The sequence below is a fragment of the Bifidobacterium vansinderenii genome, from assembly GCF_002234915.1.
In the GTDB taxonomy this organism is placed as follows: Bacteria; Actinomycetota; Actinomycetes; order Actinomycetales; family Bifidobacteriaceae; genus Galliscardovia; species Galliscardovia vansinderenii.
The window spans coordinates 231,798-249,752 of sequence record NZ_NEWD01000004.1 but is presented as its reverse complement, the minus strand read 5'-3'; the positions used below and the strand labels follow the sequence as shown (position 1 = coordinate 249,752).

26 protein-coding genes are annotated in these 17,955 nt (G+C 61.8%); all 26 read left to right on the top strand.

All coding sequences use genetic code 11. The annotated features are described in order from the left end of the window. Positions 1–28: 28 nt before the first annotated feature. Positions 29–859, top strand: coding sequence for a 50S ribosomal protein L2 (rplB, locus tag Tam10B_RS02140; protein WP_093959618.1), 831 nt, complete (start codon positions 29–31; stop codon positions 857–859). A 15-nt stretch (positions 860–874) separates the two neighbouring features. Then, positions 875–1,153 carry a 30S ribosomal protein S19 gene (gene rpsS, locus Tam10B_RS02135; RefSeq protein ID WP_033490666.1) on the top strand — a complete coding sequence of 93 codons (279 nt, stop codon included), beginning with the start codon at positions 875–877 and terminating at the stop codon, positions 1,151–1,153. Positions 1,154–1,175: 22 nt separating this feature from the next. Next, positions 1,176–1,535: a 50S ribosomal protein L22 gene (gene rplV, locus Tam10B_RS02130; RefSeq protein WP_093959617.1), complete on the top strand. Its 360-nt coding sequence runs from the start codon at positions 1,176–1,178 to the stop codon at positions 1,533–1,535. Beyond that, the gene (gene rpsC / locus Tam10B_RS02125; RefSeq protein WP_093959616.1) at positions 1,535–2,332 is read left to right on the top strand and encodes a 30S ribosomal protein S3; all 798 of its coding nucleotides are present in this window, start codon (positions 1,535–1,537) and stop codon (positions 2,330–2,332) included. Before rplV ends, rpsC begins: the two co-directional genes overlap by 1 nt. A gap of 5 nt (positions 2,333–2,337) precedes the next feature. Then, the gene (rplP, locus tag Tam10B_RS02120) at positions 2,338–2,757 is read left to right on the top strand and encodes a 50S ribosomal protein L16 (protein WP_093959615.1); all 420 of its coding nucleotides are present in this window, start codon (positions 2,338–2,340) and stop codon (positions 2,755–2,757) included. After that, entirely contained in the window at positions 2,757–3,011 is a 255-nt protein-coding gene (rpmC, locus tag Tam10B_RS02115; protein WP_093959614.1) for a 50S ribosomal protein L29, read from the top strand. The genes rplP and rpmC overlap by 1 nt, the downstream gene beginning before the upstream one ends. Positions 3,012–3,013: 2 nt before the next feature. Beyond that, positions 3,014–3,274, top strand: a complete 261-nt coding sequence (gene rpsQ, locus Tam10B_RS02110; RefSeq protein ID WP_093959613.1) for a 30S ribosomal protein S17 — start codon at positions 3,014–3,016, stop codon at positions 3,272–3,274. 91 nt (positions 3,275–3,365) lie between these two features. Further along, entirely contained in the window at positions 3,366–3,734 is a 369-nt protein-coding gene (rplN, locus tag Tam10B_RS02105) for a 50S ribosomal protein L14 (protein ID WP_093959612.1), read from the top strand. Further along, positions 3,735–4,070, top strand: a complete 336-nt coding sequence (gene rplX, locus Tam10B_RS02100) for a 50S ribosomal protein L24 (RefSeq protein WP_093959611.1) — start codon at positions 3,735–3,737, stop codon at positions 4,068–4,070. It begins immediately after the preceding gene. Beyond that, positions 4,067–4,639 carry a 50S ribosomal protein L5 gene (gene rplE / locus Tam10B_RS02095; RefSeq protein WP_093959610.1) on the top strand — a complete coding sequence of 191 codons (573 nt, stop codon included), beginning with the start codon at positions 4,067–4,069 and terminating at the stop codon, positions 4,637–4,639. Before rplX ends, rplE begins: the two co-directional genes overlap by 4 nt. A 1-nt stretch (position 4,640) precedes the next feature. Continuing rightward, positions 4,641–4,826 carry a type Z 30S ribosomal protein S14 gene (locus Tam10B_RS02090; protein ID WP_033493929.1) on the top strand — a complete coding sequence of 62 codons (186 nt, stop codon included), beginning with the start codon at positions 4,641–4,643 and terminating at the stop codon, positions 4,824–4,826. An 81-nt stretch (positions 4,827–4,907) separates the two neighbouring features. Beyond that, positions 4,908–5,306, top strand: a complete 399-nt coding sequence (gene rpsH / locus Tam10B_RS02085) for a 30S ribosomal protein S8 (protein ID WP_093959609.1) — start codon at positions 4,908–4,910, stop codon at positions 5,304–5,306. 17 nt (positions 5,307–5,323) lie between these two features. Then, positions 5,324–5,863, top strand: coding sequence for a 50S ribosomal protein L6 (gene rplF / locus Tam10B_RS02080; protein ID WP_093959608.1), 540 nt, complete (start codon positions 5,324–5,326; stop codon positions 5,861–5,863). Between the two features lies 1 nt (position 5,864). Continuing rightward, positions 5,865–6,236: a 50S ribosomal protein L18 gene (gene rplR / locus Tam10B_RS02075; protein WP_093959607.1), complete on the top strand. Its 372-nt coding sequence runs from the start codon at positions 5,865–5,867 to the stop codon at positions 6,234–6,236. After that, positions 6,233–6,964: a 30S ribosomal protein S5 gene (gene rpsE / locus Tam10B_RS02070; RefSeq protein ID WP_093959606.1), complete on the top strand. Its 732-nt coding sequence runs from the start codon at positions 6,233–6,235 to the stop codon at positions 6,962–6,964. The genes rplR and rpsE overlap by 4 nt, the downstream gene beginning before the upstream one ends. Further along, a complete protein-coding gene (rpmD, locus tag Tam10B_RS02065; protein ID WP_093959605.1) occupies positions 6,964–7,146 on the top strand; it encodes a 50S ribosomal protein L30 in 183 nt (60 codons plus the stop codon). Before rpsE ends, rpmD begins: the two co-directional genes overlap by 1 nt. Before the next feature lie 2 nt (positions 7,147–7,148). Then, positions 7,149–7,613, top strand: coding sequence for a 50S ribosomal protein L15 (gene rplO / locus Tam10B_RS02060; protein ID WP_093959604.1), 465 nt, complete (start codon positions 7,149–7,151; stop codon positions 7,611–7,613). 129 nt (positions 7,614–7,742) lie between these two features. Beyond that, positions 7,743–9,080: a preprotein translocase subunit SecY gene (secY, locus tag Tam10B_RS02055; protein ID WP_093959603.1), complete on the top strand. Its 1,338-nt coding sequence runs from the start codon at positions 7,743–7,745 to the stop codon at positions 9,078–9,080. A 1-nt stretch (position 9,081) separates the two neighbouring features. Further along, positions 9,082–9,648 carry an adenylate kinase gene (locus tag Tam10B_RS02050; RefSeq protein ID WP_093959602.1) on the top strand — a complete coding sequence of 189 codons (567 nt, stop codon included), beginning with the start codon at positions 9,082–9,084 and terminating at the stop codon, positions 9,646–9,648. A 282-nt stretch (positions 9,649–9,930) separates the two neighbouring features. After that, positions 9,931–10,977 carry a LacI family DNA-binding transcriptional regulator gene (locus Tam10B_RS02045; RefSeq protein ID WP_093959601.1) on the top strand — a complete coding sequence of 349 codons (1,047 nt, stop codon included), beginning with the start codon at positions 9,931–9,933 and terminating at the stop codon, positions 10,975–10,977. Between the two features lie 355 nt (positions 10,978–11,332). Next, complete coding sequence (locus Tam10B_RS02040; protein ID WP_158214095.1) at positions 11,333–14,782, top strand: glycoside hydrolase family 2 protein; 3,450 nt, start codon at positions 11,333–11,335, stop codon at positions 14,780–14,782. 96 nt (positions 14,783–14,878) lie between these two features. After that, complete coding sequence (locus Tam10B_RS02035) at positions 14,879–16,336, top strand: MFS transporter (RefSeq protein WP_093959599.1); 1,458 nt, start codon at positions 14,879–14,881, stop codon at positions 16,334–16,336. 251 nt (positions 16,337–16,587) lie between these two features. Next, positions 16,588–16,806 (top strand): translation initiation factor IF-1, encoded by a 219-nt coding sequence (gene infA, locus Tam10B_RS02030; protein WP_004268611.1) that lies wholly within the window; start codon positions 16,588–16,590, stop codon positions 16,804–16,806. 10 nt (positions 16,807–16,816) lie between these two features. After that, on the top strand, positions 16,817–16,930 hold the full coding sequence (rpmJ, locus tag Tam10B_RS02025) for a 50S ribosomal protein L36 (RefSeq protein WP_093959598.1): 114 nt from the start codon (positions 16,817–16,819) through the stop codon (positions 16,928–16,930). Positions 16,931–17,071: 141 nt separating this feature from the next. Further along, positions 17,072–17,443 carry a 30S ribosomal protein S13 gene (rpsM, locus tag Tam10B_RS02020; RefSeq protein WP_093959597.1) on the top strand — a complete coding sequence of 124 codons (372 nt, stop codon included), beginning with the start codon at positions 17,072–17,074 and terminating at the stop codon, positions 17,441–17,443. Positions 17,444–17,532: 89 nt separating this feature from the next. After that, a complete protein-coding gene (gene rpsK / locus Tam10B_RS02015; protein WP_093959596.1) occupies positions 17,533–17,931 on the top strand; it encodes a 30S ribosomal protein S11 in 399 nt (132 codons plus the stop codon). Positions 17,932–17,955: the final 24 nt, after the last annotated feature.

The window sequence follows — 17,955 nt, the reverse complement described above, 5'->3', positions numbered from 1 at the left end:
GCTAGCCGAGAAAGTTAGGAACTAAATTATGGCTATCCGTACATACAAGCCGACGTCTGCAGGCCGTCGTAACGCTTCCGTTTCGGATTTCTCCGAGATCACGCGTTCCACGCCTGAGAAGTCGCTGGTCCGCAAGCTGAGCAAGACCGGTGGTCGCAACTCCTACGGCCGCATGACCTCCCGTCATCGCGGTGGCGGTCACAAGCGCCAGTACCGTCTCATCGACTTCCGTCGTTGGGACAAGGACGGCGTGCCCGCCAAGGTTGCCGAGATCGAATACGATCCGAACCGTTCCGCTCGCATCGCCCTGCTGCACTACGCAGACGGCGAGAAGCGCTACATCATCGCCCCCGAGGGCATCAAGCAGGGTGACCGCATCGAGACCGGCGAGAACGCCGATATCAAGCCGGGCAACAACCTGCCGCTGAAGAACATCCCGACCGGTACCGTGGTGCACGCCATCGAGCTGCGCCCGCTGGGTGGCGCGAAGATCGCCCGCTCCGCCGGTGCCGCCGTGCAGCTCGTCGCCAAGGACGGCGCCTACGCCCAGCTGCGTATGCCGTCCGGAGAAATCCGCAACGTCGACGCCCGCTGCCGTGCGACCGTCGGCGAGGTCGGCAACTCCGAGCACGCCAACATCGAGCTTGGTAAGGCCGGTCGTGCCCGCTGGATGGGCAAGCGCCCGATCACCCGTGGTGAGTCCATGAACCCGGTCGATCACCCGCACGGTGGTCGTACTCGCGGTGGCAAGCCGCCGGTGTCTCCGTGGGGCAAGGGCGAGGTTCGTACTCGTCGTCCGAAGAAGGCTTCGAACAAGATGATTGTTCGTCGTCGTCCGTCCGGCAAGAACCGCAAGTAAGGGAGTGTCGAAAAGATGACTCGTAGCATCAAGAAGGGCCCCTTCGTCGACGCCCATTTGCAGAAGAAGGTCGACGAGCAGAACGAGAAGGGCACCAAGAACGTCATCAAGACGTGGTCCCGCCGTTCGATGATCACCCCTGATTTCATCGGACACACGTTCGCAGTCCACGATGGCCGCAAGCACGTCCCGGTGTTCGTCACCGAGGCCATGGTCGGTCACAAGCTCGGTGAGTTCGCCCCCACGCGCACCTTCAAGGGTCACGTGAAGGACGACAAGAAGGCACGCCGCTAAAGGCGAGGAGAGTAAAGACGTTATGGAAGCTAAAGCAATCGCTCGTCACGTCCGCGTGACGCCGCGCAAGGCTCGCCGCGTCGTCGACCTCATCCGAGGCAAGCAGGCGACCGAAGCGGTGACCATCCTCAAGTTCGCTCCGCAGGACGCGGCCGTTCCGGTCCGCAAGGTCCTGGAGAGCGCCATCGCCAACGCCCGCGTGAAGGCCGACAAGGCCGGCGAAGCGTTCCGCGAGAACGATCTGGTCGTTAAGGAAACGTTCGTCGACGAGGGCGTTACCATGAAGCGATTCCGCGCACGTGCCCAGGGCCGTGCCGCTCGCATCAACAAGCGCACCAGCCACATCACGGTTATCGTCGCCGACAAGGAAGGAGCCCGATAATGGGTCAGAAGATCAACCCGTTTGGGTACCGTCTGGGCGTGACCGAATCCCACCGCAGCCGTTGGTTCTCCGATTCCAACAAGCCCGGTGAGCGTTACAGCGACTTCGTTCTCGAAGACGACAAGATCCGCAAGGCCCTGAACGCCGATCTCGAGCGCGCTGGCGTGTCCCGCATCGTGATCGAGCGCACCCGCGACCGCGTGCGTGTGGACATCCACACCGCTCGTCCGGGCATCGTCATCGGCCGTCGTGGCGCCGAGGCCGACAAGGTCCGCGCCAAGCTCGAGAAGCTGACTGGCAAGCAGGTCCAGCTCAACATCTTCGAGGTCAAGAACGCCGCCATCGACGCCCAGCTCGTGGCTCAGGGCATCGCCGAGCAGCTCACCAACCGCGTGACCTTCCGTCGCGCCATGCGCAAGGCCCAGCAGGACGCCATGCGCGCCGGTGCCAAGGGTATCCGTATCAAGCTCTCGGGCCGTCTTGGCGGCGCCGAAATGAGCCGTTCGGAGTTCTACCGCGAAGGCCGCGTGCCGCTGCAGACGCTGCGCGCCCTCATCGACTACGGCTTCTTCGAAGCCCGCACCACCTACGGCCGCATCGGCGTGAAGGTGTGGATCTACAAGGGCGACATGACCGAGCGTGAGTTCGAGGAGCAGCAGGCTCAGCAGAACAACGGCCGTGGTCGCCGCGGTGACCGCCGTCCGCGTCGTGGCTCCCGCAACAACGCCCAGGCCAAGGCCGCTCCGGCTCAGGCCGAGGCCAAGGAAGCCGCTCCCGCCACGGAAGCAAAGGAGTAACCCAGATGCTTATTCCGAAGAGGACTAAATATCGCAAGCAGCACCGTCCGGTCCGTAAGGGCATGTCCAAGGGCGGCAACGAGATCGCTTTCGGCGATTTCGGTATCCAGGCGCTGGCTCCGGCTTACGTGACCAACCGCCAGATCGAGGCGGCTCGTATCGCCATGACCCGCTACATCAAGCGTGGCGGTCGTGTGTGGATCACGATCTTCCCTGATCGTCCGCTCACCAAGAAGCCGCTCGGTACCCGAATGGGTTCCGGTAAGGGCACCCCGGAGTTCTGGATCGCCAACGTGCGTCCGGGCCGTGTGATGTTCGAAATCGGCGGTGTCTCGGAGGATGTCGCACGCGAGGCTCTGCGCCGCGCTGTGGACAAGCTCCCCATGAAGTGCAGGATCATTGCTCGTGAAGGTGGTGACAACTGATGGCAGTCGGTACCGCTGATTACACCATTCAGAATCTCAACGCTAAGACCAACGCGGAGATCGAAGAGGCCCTCAAGGCCTCCAAGGAAGAGCTGTTCAACCTGCGCTTCCAGAACGCGACCGGTCAGCTCGACAACACTTCGCGTCTCAAGGCCGTGAAGCGTGACATCGCCCGCATGTACACGGTTCTGCGTGAGCGCGAGCTCGGTATCTCCGAGGCTCCCGCGGAATCCGAGAAGACTGAGGAGAAGTAAGCATGGCTGAAGAGCGTAACTTCCGCAAGGTTCGCCGTGGCTATGTCGTGTCCGAAGCTATGGACAAGACCATCACGGTCGAGATCGAGCAGCGTTCGACCCACCCGCTGTACGGCAAGGTCGTCCGCACCACCAGCAAGGTCAAGGCCCATGATGAACACAACGAAGCCCACGTTGGCGACCTTGTGAGTATTATGGAGACTCGGCCCATCAGCAAGACGAAGCGCTGGCGTCTGGACGCCATCGTGGAGCGCGCCAAGTAAATAAAGTTCGGCAAGGCTCGCCCAACACCTGGGCGGTTGGAAACGACCGCCCAGGTGTTGGGGGAGGACCAGCTCGGCTTAAGGAGAATCAATGATTCAGCAGGAATCGCGACTTCGTGTCGCCGACAACACGGGTGCCAAGGAGCTCTTGACCATCCGCGTGCTCGGTGGTTCGAAGCGCCGCTATGCAGGCATTGGCGACGTCATCGTTGCCACTGTCAAGGACGCCATTCCCGGCGGATCGGTGAAGAAGAGCGACGTGGTCAAGGCCGTGGTCGTTCGTACCGTGAAGGAAACCCGCCGCGCCGATGGCTCCTACATCAAGTTCGACGAGAACGCCGCTGTCATTCTCGGTTCCGGCCGTGAACCCAAGGGCACTCGTATTTTCGGACCGGTCGGTCGTGAGCTGCGCGACAAGCGCTTCATGAAGATCGTGTCCCTCGCCCCGGAGGTGATCTGAGTGGTAGCAAAGATCAAGACCGGCGATGAGGTCAAGGTCATCCGTGGCAAGGATCGCGGTAAGGAAGGCAAGGTCCTCCGCATTCTGCCGAACGATCGCCTGATCGTCGAAGGTGTTCAGATCGTCAAGAAGCACGTCCGCGCCACCCAGCAGGGCCAGCAGGCCGGCATCGTGTCCGTCGAGGCTCCGATCCATCGCTCCAACGTGATGGTCATCGATCCTGAGACGAAGCAGCCGACCCGCGTCGGCGTCGTCGTCAAGGAAGAAGCCCGTGACGGCAAGGTGAAGACGGTGCGCGTGCGCGTCGCCAAGAAGTCCGGAAAGGAGCTGGCATGACCGATACCACTATCGAAGCGCCGGCCACCCCGCGCCTGAAGCAGTTCTACAAGGACAGCATCATCCCCGAGCTGGAGAAGGAGTTCAAGTACTCCAACCCCATGCAGGTCGCCCGTGTGCAGAAGGTCGTCGTCTCCATGGGCGTCGGCGCTGCCGCTCGTGACTCCAAGCTCATCGAAGGTGCCGTCAAGGACCTCACCGCCATCACCGGTCAGAAGCCGAAGATCACCAAGGCCAAGAAGTCCGTCGCGCAGTTCCACCTGCGTGAAGGCCAGGCCATCGGTGCGTACGTGACCCTCCGCGGCGATCGTATGTGGGAGTTCCTGGACCGCCTGCTGACCCTGGCCCTGCCGCGCATCCGCGATTTCCGCGGCATCAACGGCAACCAGTTCGACGGCAACGGCAACTACAACTTCGGTCTGACGGAACAGACCATGTTCCTGGAGATCAACCCCGACGAGATCGATCACCAGCGTGGTATGGACATCACCGTCGTGACTTCGACCAAGGACGACAAGGAAGCTCAGGTTCTCCTGAAGCACCTTGGCTTCCCGTTCAAGGAGAACTGATATGGCAAAAACCGCTCTGAAGAACAAGGCGGCCGGCAAGCCCAAGTTCAAGGTGCGCGCCTACACGCGCTGCCAGGTCTGCGGTCGTCCCCATTCCGTGTATCGCAAGTTCGGTCTGTGCCGCGTCTGCCTTCGTGAGAAGGCCCACCGCGGTGAGCTGCCCGGCGTTACGAAGTCCAGTTGGTAAATATCGACGCTGAAGGTCCGCTGCTTCATCTCGTCTGAGATGTTGCGGCGGAAACCACGGCGAGGAAGGGCATAAGCCCACATGACAATGACAGATCCCATCGCAGACATGCTCACGCGTCTGCGCAACGCGAGCGCGGCAAAGCACGAGACCGTGGATATGCCGTACTCCAAGTTCAAGGCTGCTATCGCCGAGATCCTGAAGCGTGAAGGCTACATCAAGGACTTCACCGCCAAGGAAGCCAAGGTCGGCCAGACTCTCGAGGTCACCCTCAAGTACGGTCCGAACGGCGAGCGCAGCATCGAAGGCATCAAGCGCATCTCCAAGCCCGGTCTTCGTCGTTACGCGAAGTCCGACGCCCTGCCCATGCCGCTGGGTGGCCTTGGTATCGCCATCATCTCGACCAGCTCGGGGCTGATGACCCAGAAGGAATGCCTCAAGGAAGGCATCGGCGGCGAGATCGTCGCCTACGTGTGGTGAGAAAGGAGAGCTGACACATGGCATCGCATATTGGTAAGCTCCCCATCGCCATCCCGGCTGGGGTTGAGGTCAAGCTCGAGGGCCAGGCGTTCTCCGCCAAGGGTCCGAAGGGCACCGATTCCTACACCATCCCCGAAGGCATCACCGGCGTCGTCGAGAACAACGAGATTGTTCTCACCCCGGCTGATGATCTTCGTCCCACCCGCGCCAAGCACGGCCTGAGCCGCTCGATCATCGCCTCGATGGTCAAGGGCGTGCACGAGGGCTACGCGAAGCGTCTGCAGATCGTCGGTACCGGTTACCGCGTGGTGGCCAAGGGCAAGGGCCTGGAGTTCTTCCTGGGCTACTCCCACACCATCACCGTGAACCCGCCGGAAGGCATTGAGTTCGAGATCGTGAACCCGAACGAGCTCATCGTCAAGGGCACCGACAAGCAGGCTGTCGGCCAGGTTGCAGCGAACATTCGCAAGCTCCGCGCTCCGGAACCCTACAAGGGCAAGGGCGTCAAGTACGCGGATGAGCGCATTCTGCGCAAGGCTGGAAAGGCTGGTAAGTAATATGTCCGTCAAGATTTTCGGTAAGGGTAAGAAGGTCGCTCGTCTGCGCCGTCACGCCCGTCTGCGCAAGAAGGTCGTCGGCACCCCGGAGCGTCCGCGTCTGGTCGTCACCCGTTCCAACCGTCATATGACCGCTCAGATCGTGGACGACACCAAGGGCTTCACCCTGGTGAGCGCCTCCACGATGAACGCCGACTTCCAGGGCTTCGAGGGCGATAAGACCGCCGCCGCCAAGAAGGTGGGCGAGCTCGTCGCCGAGAAGGCCAAGGCCGCTGGCATCACCGCCGTCGTGTTCGACCGCGGTGGCAACAAGTACCATGGTCGCGTCGCAGCCGTTGCTGAAGGCGCCCGCGAGGGAGGTCTGGCACTGTGAGCGACAACGAAGTGAAGGAAACCCAAGTGGCTGAAGATTCGAAGAACGAAACCGAAGCCGCCTCCAAGAACGAGGATCGCAAGGGCCGCCGTGGCGGTCGTGGCGAAGGTCGTCGTGGCGAGCGTCGCAACCGTCGCGAGGAGAACCGTGGCGACGAGCTGATGGACCGCGTGGTCACCATCAACCGTGTGGCCAAGACCCACAAGGGTGGTCGTACGTTCAGCTTCGCCGCTCTCGTGGTCGTCGGTGACGGCAACGGCACCGTCGGCGTGGGCTACGGCAAGTCCCGCGAGGTCCCGGCTGCTATCGCCAAGGGCCAGCTCGACGCCAAGAAGCACATGTTCACTGTTCCGCGCGTGCGTGGCACCATCACCCACCCGGTGATCGGTCACGACGCCGCCGGCACCGTGCTGCTGCGTCCGGCTGCTCCGGGTACCGGTGTTATCGCCGGTGGTCCGGTCCGCGCCGTCCTGGAGTGCGCTGGCATCTCCGACATCCTGACCAAGTCCATGGGCTCCTCCAACGCGATCAACACCGTGAACGCCGTTGTGGACGCCCTGAAGCAGCTCGAAGAGCCCGAAGAGGTTGCCGCCCGTCGTGGCCTGAGCCTCGAAGAGGTTGCTCCCGAGTCCCTGCTCCGCGAGCGTGCCGCCGGCATCGCCGAGGCCCGCAAGGCTCGTGAAGAGGCTGCTGCCGCCAAGGCCGCTGAAGAAAAGGACGGTGAGTGATGGCTAACCTGAAGATCACGCTGGTCCGTGGTTTTGCCGGCAAGACCGAGGTGCAGAAGGCTAACGCCCAGTCCCTCGGCCTGCGCAAGATCGGCCAGTCCGTTATCCGTGAGGACACCCCCGTGTACCGTGGCATGATCGACAAGATCCGCCACATGGTCACCGTTGAGGAGGCAGACTGATTATGGCTGAGAACAACGAAGAAGTCACGATCATCCGCATGCATGACCTGCGTCCTGCCCCCGGCGCCAACAAGGACCGCATCCGTGTCGGTCGTGGTGAAGGCTCCAAGGGTAAGACCTCCGGTCGTGGCACCAAGGGCACCAAGGCCCGCTACTCGGTTCGTCCGGGCTTCGAAGGTGGACAGCTGCCGCTGTACATGCGCCTTCCGAAGCTGCGCGGCTTCAAGAGCCCGTTCAAGAAGCAGTTCCAGGTCGTGAACCTCGCCCGTCTCGCTGAGCTCTACCCGCAGGGTGGCGAAGTGACCGTCGAGGATCTGGTGGCCAAGGGTGCAGTCCGCAAGGGCTTCCCGGTCAAGGTCCTCGGTGACGGCGAAGTGGCTGCCGCCTTCACCCTCAAGGGCGTGAAGGTCTCCGCTTCCGCGAAGTCCAAGATCGAAGCTGCCGGAGGCTCCATCTCCGAGGAGTAATTCCCCGGGAGAAGGCTTCTAAGCTAATGCAATGACCCTCCCCACTCAACTGTGGGGAGGGTCATTGCGTATGTGTACACTGTGTGTCTGTGCGTGTCACGCGCATGAACACCAAGGGAGGAACACCCAGTGAGAACGCTTATTCAGGCTCTCCGTACCAAGGAGTTGAGGAACAAGATCCTCTTCGTCTTCGGTATCATCATCATCTACCGAATCGGATCGTTCATTCCGACACCGGGCGTGGACTACACCGCGGTACAGGACTGCGTGGCCGGCACCACCAACGAGGACTTCATCGGTCTGGTCAACCTCTTCTCCGGCGGCGCGCTGCTGCAGCTGTCGATCTTCGCGTTGGGCATCATGCCGTACATCACCGCATCCATCGTGGTGCAGCTGCTGCGCGTGGTCATCCCGAGGTTCGAGGCCCTGCACAAGGAGGGTCAGTCCGGCGAGGCCAAGCTCACGCAGTACACGCGTTACCTGACCATCGGCCTGGCCGTGCTGCAGTCCACCACGATCCTCGTGACCGCCCGCACCGGCGCCCTGTTCGGCTACGCCTGCGACGGCACCAAGATCATCCCCGACAACTCCGTGTGGAACCTCATCGTCATGGTCCTGATCATGACCGGCGGCACCGGCCTGATCATGTGGATGGCCGAGCTCATCACCGACAAGGCCATCGGCAACGGCATGAGCGTGCTGATCTTCATGTCCATCTGCTCCGGCTTCCTGCCCCAGCTGTGGGAGATCGGCTACGGCACCAACGGCGCCGACGGCGACTGGACCAAGTTCGGCATCGTCGTGGGCACGCTCGTCGTGATCCTGATCTTCGTGGTGTACGTGGAGCTGGCCCAGCGCCGCATCCCCGTGCAGTACACGCGTCGCATGATCGGCCGCAAGATGTACGGCGGCACCAGCACGTACCTGCCGCTGAAGATCAACATGAGCGGCGTGATCCCGCCGATCTTCGCGTCCTCGATCCTGGCCGTGCCGACGCTGATCGCGCAGTTCGGCAAGACCGACCAGTCGTGGGTCAAGTGGATCAACACGAACCTGGCGGACACCACGAGCGTGTGGTACATCGCGCTGTACGCGCTGATGATCGTGTTCTTCTGCTTCTTCTACACGTCGATCACGTTCAACACGGACGAGACGGCGGACAACATGAAGCAGTACGGCGGCTTCATCCCCGGCATCCGCGCCGGCCGCGCCACCAGCCAGTACCTCACCTACGTGATGAACCGTCTCAACACGGTGGGTGCGGTCTACCTGCTGTTCGTGGCCCTGATCCCGACCGTGCTGATCATGGCGCTGAACCTCAACGCCAAGCTGCCGTTCGGCGGCACCACGATCCTGATCATCGCGGGCGTGGGTCTCGACACGCTGCGTCAGGCCAAGGCCCGCACCGAGCAGTTCCAGTACGAAGGCTTCCTTCTGGAAGACGAAACCAACACAGAAAGCAAGTGATATGCGACTCCTCATCATGGGCCCGCAGGGCGTAGGCAAGGGAACCCAGGCGGCCAAGCTGGCCGAGCACTACGGCATCCCGACCATCTCCACCGGCGACATCTTCCGCTTCAACATCAAGAACAAGACGGAGCTGGGCGTGGAGGCCCTCAAGTACATCGACAAGGGCGAGCTGGTTCCCGACGAGCTGACCAACCGCATCGTCGAGGACCGTCTGGCCCAGGACGACGCCAAGAACGGCTGGATCCTCGACGGCTACCCGCGCAACGCCTCCCAGGTGGAGGCCCTTGACGGCATCCTCGCCAAGCTGGGCACCCCGCTCAACGCCGTGGTGGCGCTCGACGCCGACCACGACGTGCTGATGGAGCGCATGAAGAAGCGCGCCGAGATCGAGGGTCGTTCCGACGACACCCCGGAGGCCATCGCCAAGCGCCTTGACGTGTACGCCAAGGAGACCGCCCCGCTGCTCGACACCTACGCCGAGCGCGGCCTGCTGGTCAAGATCGACGGCGTGGGCGAGATCGACGCCATCCAGGCGAACATCGTCAGCGCCCTCGACGCCCGCTGATTCGGTTCGGCCGTTTCGACGCCGATCGATAGTCACCGATAGTCGATAGAACCGTCGCATCCCGTTATGGGGTGCGACGGTTTTTGCTTTCGATGGGCATACCAGGGTGCTCCCTCCGGGGGGGGCTGTCACGCACAGCGTGACTGAGGGAGGGAACGCATCCGTGTACCTGCCATATTCAGGTACGGCAGGTAAAAGTCATAGGCGACTATTGTTTGACGTAGTCGCAAATCCTTCTCTATATTGGGGGTAATCCATTACCAACGAAGGGACCGTGATGCTATGACAGCAAAGCGTGTGACCATGGCGGACGTCGCCAAGGAAGCCGGCGTCTCCATCAAGACCGTGTCGAACGTCATCAACGGTGTCGGCAATGTTCTGCCCAAGACCCAGAAGAAGGTCAATGCCGCGGTGTCGAAGCTGGGGTACCGCGTCGACGCGGCCGCCCGGTATCTCAAGACCCGCAGGCATCAGACGATCGGTCTTGCAATCGGTGGATTCGACAGTCCCTTCTATTCGCAGCTGCTGGAGGGCGTGATCGAGGAGGCCCACGCCCATGGATTCACCGTCACCATCAGCACGTACAACCATCTTGACGGCGGCGTCGACGCGCTGCTGCGCGAGGCTCCGTATTCCAATGCCGACGGGTGGATCGTCTACGCTAATCATCCTCTCGGCGATGGCGGCGCGGCCTTGGATATCGACTATCCGATCGTGCAGTGCGGCAACTACACCGCCTATGGCAAGGCCGACCTGATCACGCTGGACAATCAATCCGCGTTGAAGGACGCCACGCAGGCGCTGATCGATCGCGGCTGCACGCGGATCGGAGCATTGTGCGCGCCGCTGGGCATCGACCGCGATACCTATCACAAGCGGGACGCGGTTCCCGGCGCTGCAACCATAACAAGGCTGGAAGGGTACATCTCCGCGCTGCAGGACAACGGCATGGACGTGAACTGGGACTACATTCCCGCGGGGCGGCGCTGGACGATCGCCGGGGGAGCCTCCGCGATCGTGGACATGCTCGATTCCGGCGTGCGGCCGGATGGCATCGTCTGCTACAACGATTCCGCAGCATTCGGCGCGCTGTACGAACTGCAGCTGCACGGAGTGCGCGTGCCAGACGACGTGCAGGTGATCGGATTCGACAACATCACCGAAAGCGCGTACTCCTCGCCATCGCTCACCACGATGGATCCGATGTGGAAGGACTACGCGAAGATGTGCGTGCTCCGTCTGATCGAGCGCATCAACGGCGACGACTCGCCATACGCCACCATTGCGCTGCACCCGCGTCTGGTGGAGCGCGACTCCACCCGCCGGTAGATGGTCAACGTCTCGCGCAATCTGTTCATTTCCACGGAGTCTCCCGGTCGTCCCTTTTGATAAATCAAGCAGAGGCCGTCAACCAGGTGATGTTGAACAGACATCTATAGGTAAACGATGGAAGTATATAGACGAAAAATATAGTCGATGATCGTGGCTGAATCGTATATGCATTCATGATTGCTCTATCAAGAATTGCACTATTCTGCGTTTTATATAGGGAAAAGAGTTGTTCTTGATGCTGCAGGTTGAAAATTACAACGTTGTAATGGCATACTTAAGTCAGTTGTCATCTTCCAACAATGTAGCGGACGATGACGGCTGTTCATGGAAGAACGAGGAACGCGAGGCAGTCATGGTGGATGTGGAAATGCAGCAACACGATGCGTTTCATTCGAGCGGCAATAATCCGAACGAGGATCACGCAGTCCGCTTCCCAGACGACGTCGAATTATCCAGTCGCTTCTACTTCCATCACGGCTGGCATTTCCTGCTGGCCGACGTCTATCCGATGCGCGACGCGATCGATCGGTGGAAGGATTCCAAGGGCCGTCGCTTCTACGAGCCCGACTACGACGAGGACTCCGCATCGCCGGACACGTCTCGGACCGATGCCGAAGGCCGGCTGGTCGAATGGCAGGACGTGACGCTGCCGCACACCTTCAACGACGTCGACCTGTTCCGCGACCGTATCCTCGACGCCGGCGATCGGCAGAAGCGCTGCGCCGCGTTCTACCGCGCGTGGCTGACCGTGCCCGAGGCGCATCGCGGCGAGAAGACGATTCTGGAATTCGAAGGCGTTCGTCAGTCCTGCTATCTGTATGTCAACGGCACGCTGGCCGGATACGTGGAGAACGGCGTGGCTCCGTTCGGCATCGACGTGACCGATCTCATCGACGACGGGAATCCGAATCTCATCGCCGTGGCGGTGGACAACACCAGCGCCCGCGGACTGCCGTACTATGCCGCGGAGACGCCGAACGAACCCGGCGTCGAACCGGGCAGCTATCTTGCGCGCGGCGAGGGAGACATCCCCGACGGCTACCACGAGGGCGTCGGCTACTTCTGGAACACCAACGAATTCAATCCCACGCTCGGCGGCCTCACCCGCCCCGTCGTGGTGCACTTCAAGCCGAAGACCTACCTGACGCTGCCGCTGTACTCCAATCTGCGCACCAAGGGCACGTACGTGTACGGCACGGACTTCGACCTGCGCAAGTCGGCCGCGCAGGTGGCCGTGGAATCCGAAGTGCGCAACGAACAGGGCATTCCCGTTCGCGCTCGCCTGCACGTAAGCGTCAGAACGATCGACGGCGACGAGGTGACGTCGTTCGACTCGGAGGAACGGACGATCGAACCGATGGCCGCCGCCGCGCAGCCGCTCAGCATCGCGCCGCAGGACGCCTACACGTGGAACGCCGACGAGGGCCGATACGTTCCGGTGGACGACGAGGACGCCGTGACCCCGACCCGGACCGATTCGATTCCGACCGCGACCCTGTCCGCACGATCCGAGTCCACGTCCCTACGCCTGTGGAACCTTGACGATCCATACCTGTACCGGGTCGTCGTCACCCTGATCGTGGACGGTTCGCCTGCGGACGAGACCGTCGTGGAGACCGGATTCCGCGCCATCGGCTACGACAAGGACCGCGGCGTGCTGATCAACGGCGTGCCGGTCTGGCTGCGCGGATACGCCCAGCGTTCCGCCAACGAATGGCCGGCCATCGGCATCGCGCCCGAATGGCTCAAGGACGAGGATTGCGAACTCCTGCGCCGCAGCAACGCCAACCACGTCCGCTGGATGCACGTGGCGGCCCCGCCGGCCGACGTAAGGGCCACGGACCGGCACGGCGTCGCCATCGCCCAGCCGGCCGGCGACAAGGAGAAGGAGAACTTTGGCAGGCAATGGGATCAGCGCGTGGAACTCATGCGCGACGTGATCATCGCCTTCCGCAACCATCCGAGCATCCTGTTCTGGGAGGCCGGCAACAACTCACTGCACCGGAACCACATGCACGAGATGCTGGAACTCAAACGACTGCTCGACCCGCACGGCGGACGATTCATGGGATGCCGCACACTGAACACCGACGAGGTGGTGAACGAATCCGAATACGTGGGCACCATGCTCAACCGCCACGCGGCACGGTTCATCGCGGAACACGGTCCGATCATGGAAACCGAGTACGCGCGCGAGGAAGCCCCCGGCCGCGTATGGGACAACTACTCGCCCAGGGACTACGACTACCGGAACAAGTGGATAGGCGTCGGCGGGCGCAAGGCGAACGGACTGGACTTCTACGATCTGACCGCCGAGGACCTCGCCCTTGCCGACGCCCGCGGATACGCCGAATTCTTCAACGACCGGCTCGGCGGCGCCTCCGGACGCGACCTGTACTCCGGCTGCGCGGCCCTGTGCTGGACCGACTCCGTGCAGCACGGCCGGCAATCCTACAGCGAAAACGCCAGGATGTCCGGCCGGGTGGGGCCGTCGCGCGTGGAAAAGGAAAGCTTCGACGTGTTCCGCGTGATGCAGAGCGAAGACCCGGCCGTCAAGATCCTCGGACACTGGAACTATCCCAAGCCGGACGGTACCAACTACCGGTACGAGAAGAAGCGGTTCAACGGCAGCTACTGGGAGGGCACCGGCGAATACGCCTACCGGGATCCGACCGACAAGACCGTATATGTGATCGGCAGCTACCCCGTGGCCCGCGTGGAACTCGTCGTGGACGGCGAGACCGTGGGGGAGTGCCACACCCCGACCGACACGTTCGTGTTCCCGATCGAACACGTCGACGTGACCCGCGGTCACGAGGTCAAGGCGGTCGCCTACGGCTACGACGGCGAGGTCTGCGCGCACGACGTGATCGAAACGGCCGGCGCTCCCGCAGCACTCAGACCGCATCCGCATACGTCCCCCGACGGATGGCACGCCGACGGCGCCGACATCGCCTACGTGGACATCGACATAACCGACGCCGATGGGCGGATCTGCCCGCTCGCCGACGATCGCATCGACTTCCGTCTCGAAGGCGAGGGCGAATTCCTCGGCGGCTACAGCGAAGGCCGATTCAACGACAGAAAGGACAGGCGACCCGACGACAGCGTGATCCATAAACCATGGACGTACGCCGTATGCGGCAGGACCAGGGTGTTCATCCGCGCCACGCGTACGGCAGGCACGGTCACGCTCGTGGCCAGCGCCGCAGGACTGCCCGAAACCCGCATCGATCTGACCTCGGTCCCCGCCGACCTCTCCACGCTGACCGACGCCGAACCCTCGCGCCGATACGGGTTCCCGGCCGAACGGCCGCCCCATGCACACCGGGAATTCGAGCCCATCGCGCTCGCCGACCGCTGCAAGTACGTGCCACCGACCGAGGACTTCTGCAAGATCCTCATCGACGGTCAGGAGCCCGACTCCCGGTCCGTGCCCACGGTCAACAAAAACGGTGCCGTATGGGGCAACGTGATCGTGGTGCTCGAACGCATGCGCATGCAATGCGGCGACCGGTTCTCCTACGACTGGGCGCCGGACGGTTCGACGCTGACGCTGCGGTCCGGCGGACACGTGGTGCAGGCCGAGGTGGGGCGCACCCATCTGCTGGTGGACGGCAAGGAGAACCTGATGGACGGCGAACCGTACCTTTCGCCCCGCGGCGACATGGTGATGGAGGTGTCGGCGCTCGTCGGCTGGGTCGAGGACGTGACCGTGCAGTACGACGAACGCGTGCACGTGCTGCGCGTCGACACCGGCGCGCTCGACGGAGGCGACGCCTTCACCGCGGCCGGCAACTGACCTGTCGGCACGATCGCGAAGCCGCTACGCCCCCCAGACAATCAGGCAATACGAACGACAAACAACAAATACAGATCACAGATATAGGAGTGCACAATGACGTCACAGACATCGCCCGCCGTACGACGGGAACGACCCTTCGGGATGCGTGACAAGATCGGCTATATGTTCGGCGACTTCGGCAACGACTTCATGTTCAATTTCTCCGGACTGTTCCTCGTGGTGTTCGAGACCAAGGTGATGGGCATTCCCGGCACCATCGTCGGCGGCATGTTCTTCATCGCCAGGCTTATCGACGCCGTGGCCGACGTGACGGTCGGTGTCATCGTCGACAAATCCAAGTCCACGCCAAACGGCAAATACAAGGTCATGATGATGCGATTCGCCGGGCCGGCCGTCATCGTATCGTTCCTCATGTTCCAGACATTCACCATCGATTCGCCGATGTGGGCGCGCATCGTCTACATGTACATCACCTACATCATCTGGGGCATCCTCTACTCCACGGTGAACGTGCCCTACGGATCCATGGCTTCCGTGGTCTCGCCGGAACCCCACCACCGCGCGGCCCTTTCCACGTTCCGCTCCACAGGTTCCGTGCTTGCCGGACTTATCGTCACTACCGTCACGCCGCTGGTCATCTACACCTCCGACGCCGAGGGCAACCAGATCATCCGCGGCGGAGACCACACGCACATCTTCGCATTGGTGTCCGGCATTTTCTCCATCTGCGCATTCATCTGCTACATCCTGTGCTACAGGATGACCACCGAGCGAGTGAAACTGGCCAGCCACAAGGAGACCCCCAGGGGCGAGCGCAAGTCCGTGGGAGCCATGGTCAAGTCCGCGTTGTCCAGCCGCGCGCTGCTTGGCCTGTGCTGCAGCGCCATCTTCATGCTGTTCGCATCATCCTTCGGCAATTCCGTGAACACGTTCCTGTACACCGACTACTTCAACAGTGCTGCCTTCCTGTCGATCTACAGTCTTCTGAGCTCCTTGGTGATGCTGTCATGCGCCCCGTTCTGCACGGCGCTCTCGCGCAGACTTGGGCATAAGTTCATCGGTGGATTCGGATGCCTGTTCTCCGGATCGGTCATGGTCTTCCTCTTTTTCACCCACACCAAGAACGCACCGTTCTTCATCACGCTGAATATCATCTGCATGCTGGGCATGGGCGTGTTCAAAATGCTGATCTGGGCCATGGTCACCGATGTCATCGACGACATCGAAGTGACCCGTAACCTCCGCGAGGATGGTACCTGCTACTCCGTCTACTCGTTCTCCCGCAAGGTTGGCCAGGCGCTCGCCGGATGGTTGTCCGGCTTGGTGCTCAGCATCATCGGCTACCAGTCCGGTGCCACCGCCGTGCAAAGTGAATCGGTGACCAACGGTCTGTACATGTGTGCCACGTTGCTGCCCGGACTCATGTATCTGGTCGCCGGTCTGTTCATCACGTTCGTCTACCCGTTGAGCAAGAAGCGAGTGGACCACAACGCCGTCGTGCTCAAGGCGGCTCGTGAGAACAAGGCCGTTGCCGCCGAATCGGAGGCATGATCGAGACACTGTCGTTTCTTGTTCCCTGCAACGATGCGCCCGGCGGAATCCTCCCGTTCCCGCCGGGCGCATTCGCGTTTCCGGACCGCGATCGAGGCATCGGCGGCCATGGCGCGACGAGTCGCGTATAATGGTGATTCGTATGCGACACGCCGCGGTGTCATGCAGTTTCAGTTCTGTTATACTCAGAGTTTGGTGTGTCTTCGGGCATATCTTTAAGTAATTGTAGCCAAGGATCGGATCAGGAGCTCATGGCAAAAGACGGTGTGATTGAGGTAGAAGGTCGTGTTGTCGAAGCATTGCCGAACGCAATGTTCCGTGTCGAACTGGAAAACAAGCACATCGTTCTGGCGACCATCTCCGGAAAGATGCGGAAGAACTACATCCGTATCCTCCCGCAGGATCGCGTCGTGCTGGAAATGAGCCCGTACGACCTGAACCGCGGCCGCATTACCTACCGTTACAAGTAAAAGGAAAACCATGAAGGTCAGCCCCAGTGTGAAGAAGATCTGCGACAAGTGCCGCGTGATCCGTCGTCACGGCCGCGTCATGGTGATCTGCGAAAACCCGCGCCACAAGCAGCGTCAGGGCTGAGAGCAGACCCAGCGGCAATAATCAGGCGCTAAATCACAGCGTACGCACCACCATATGCGGCGTTGAACCCCAGGTGCGGAGGCCTGGGCCGTGAGCTCGGACGATTTGGCGTAAGACCTCCGATGAACAGAAGGAATCGCAATGGCACGTCTTGCCGGAGTCGACATCCCCAATGAGAAGCGCATTGAGATCGCCCTCACCTACATCTTCGGTGTGGGACGCACTCGTGCGAAGGAAACGCTCGCAGCGACCGGTATCAACCCGGACACCCGCGTCAAGGACCTCTCCGATGAGCAGCTGATCACGCTGCGTGATTACCTCGAGGGTAATTACAAGATCGAGGGCGATCTGCGTCGTGAGGTGGATGCGGATATCCGCCGTAAGATCCAGATCAATTGCTACCAGGGCATGCGCCACCGTAAGCACCTGCCTGTGCGTGGCCAGCGTACCAAGACCAACGCCCGTACCCGCAAGGGCCCGAAGCGCACGGTCGCCGGTAAGAAGAAGGCCTGATCTTTCATCAGGCACGCGCCTAGGCCACGAGAGTTCGCTCTCATCGCCTAGACCATAGGAAATATTCGTAATCTAGGAAACGAGGATCCATGGCAGCTGCGAAGCAGGCCACGCGCAAGCCCCGTCGTAGGGACCGTAAGTCGGTTCCCGTCGGACAGGCGCACATCAAGTCCACATTCAACAACACGATCATCTCGATCACCGATCCGTCCGGTGCCGTCGTCTCCTGGGCGTCCGGTGGCGATGTCGGCTTCAAGGGCTCCCGTAAGTCCACGCCGTACGCCGCTGGCATGGCCGCCGAGGCCGCTGCCCGCAAGGCCATGGAGCACGGCGTCAAGAAGGTCGACGTGTTCGTGAAAGGCCCGGGTTCCGGTCGTGAGACCGCCATCCGCTCCCTGCAGTCCGCAGGCCTTGAGGTCGGTTCCATCTCCGACGTCACCCCGCAGGCTCACAACGGCGTTCGCCCCCCGAAGCGTCGCCGCGTCTGAAGCACTGACTAGAAAGTAAACGTC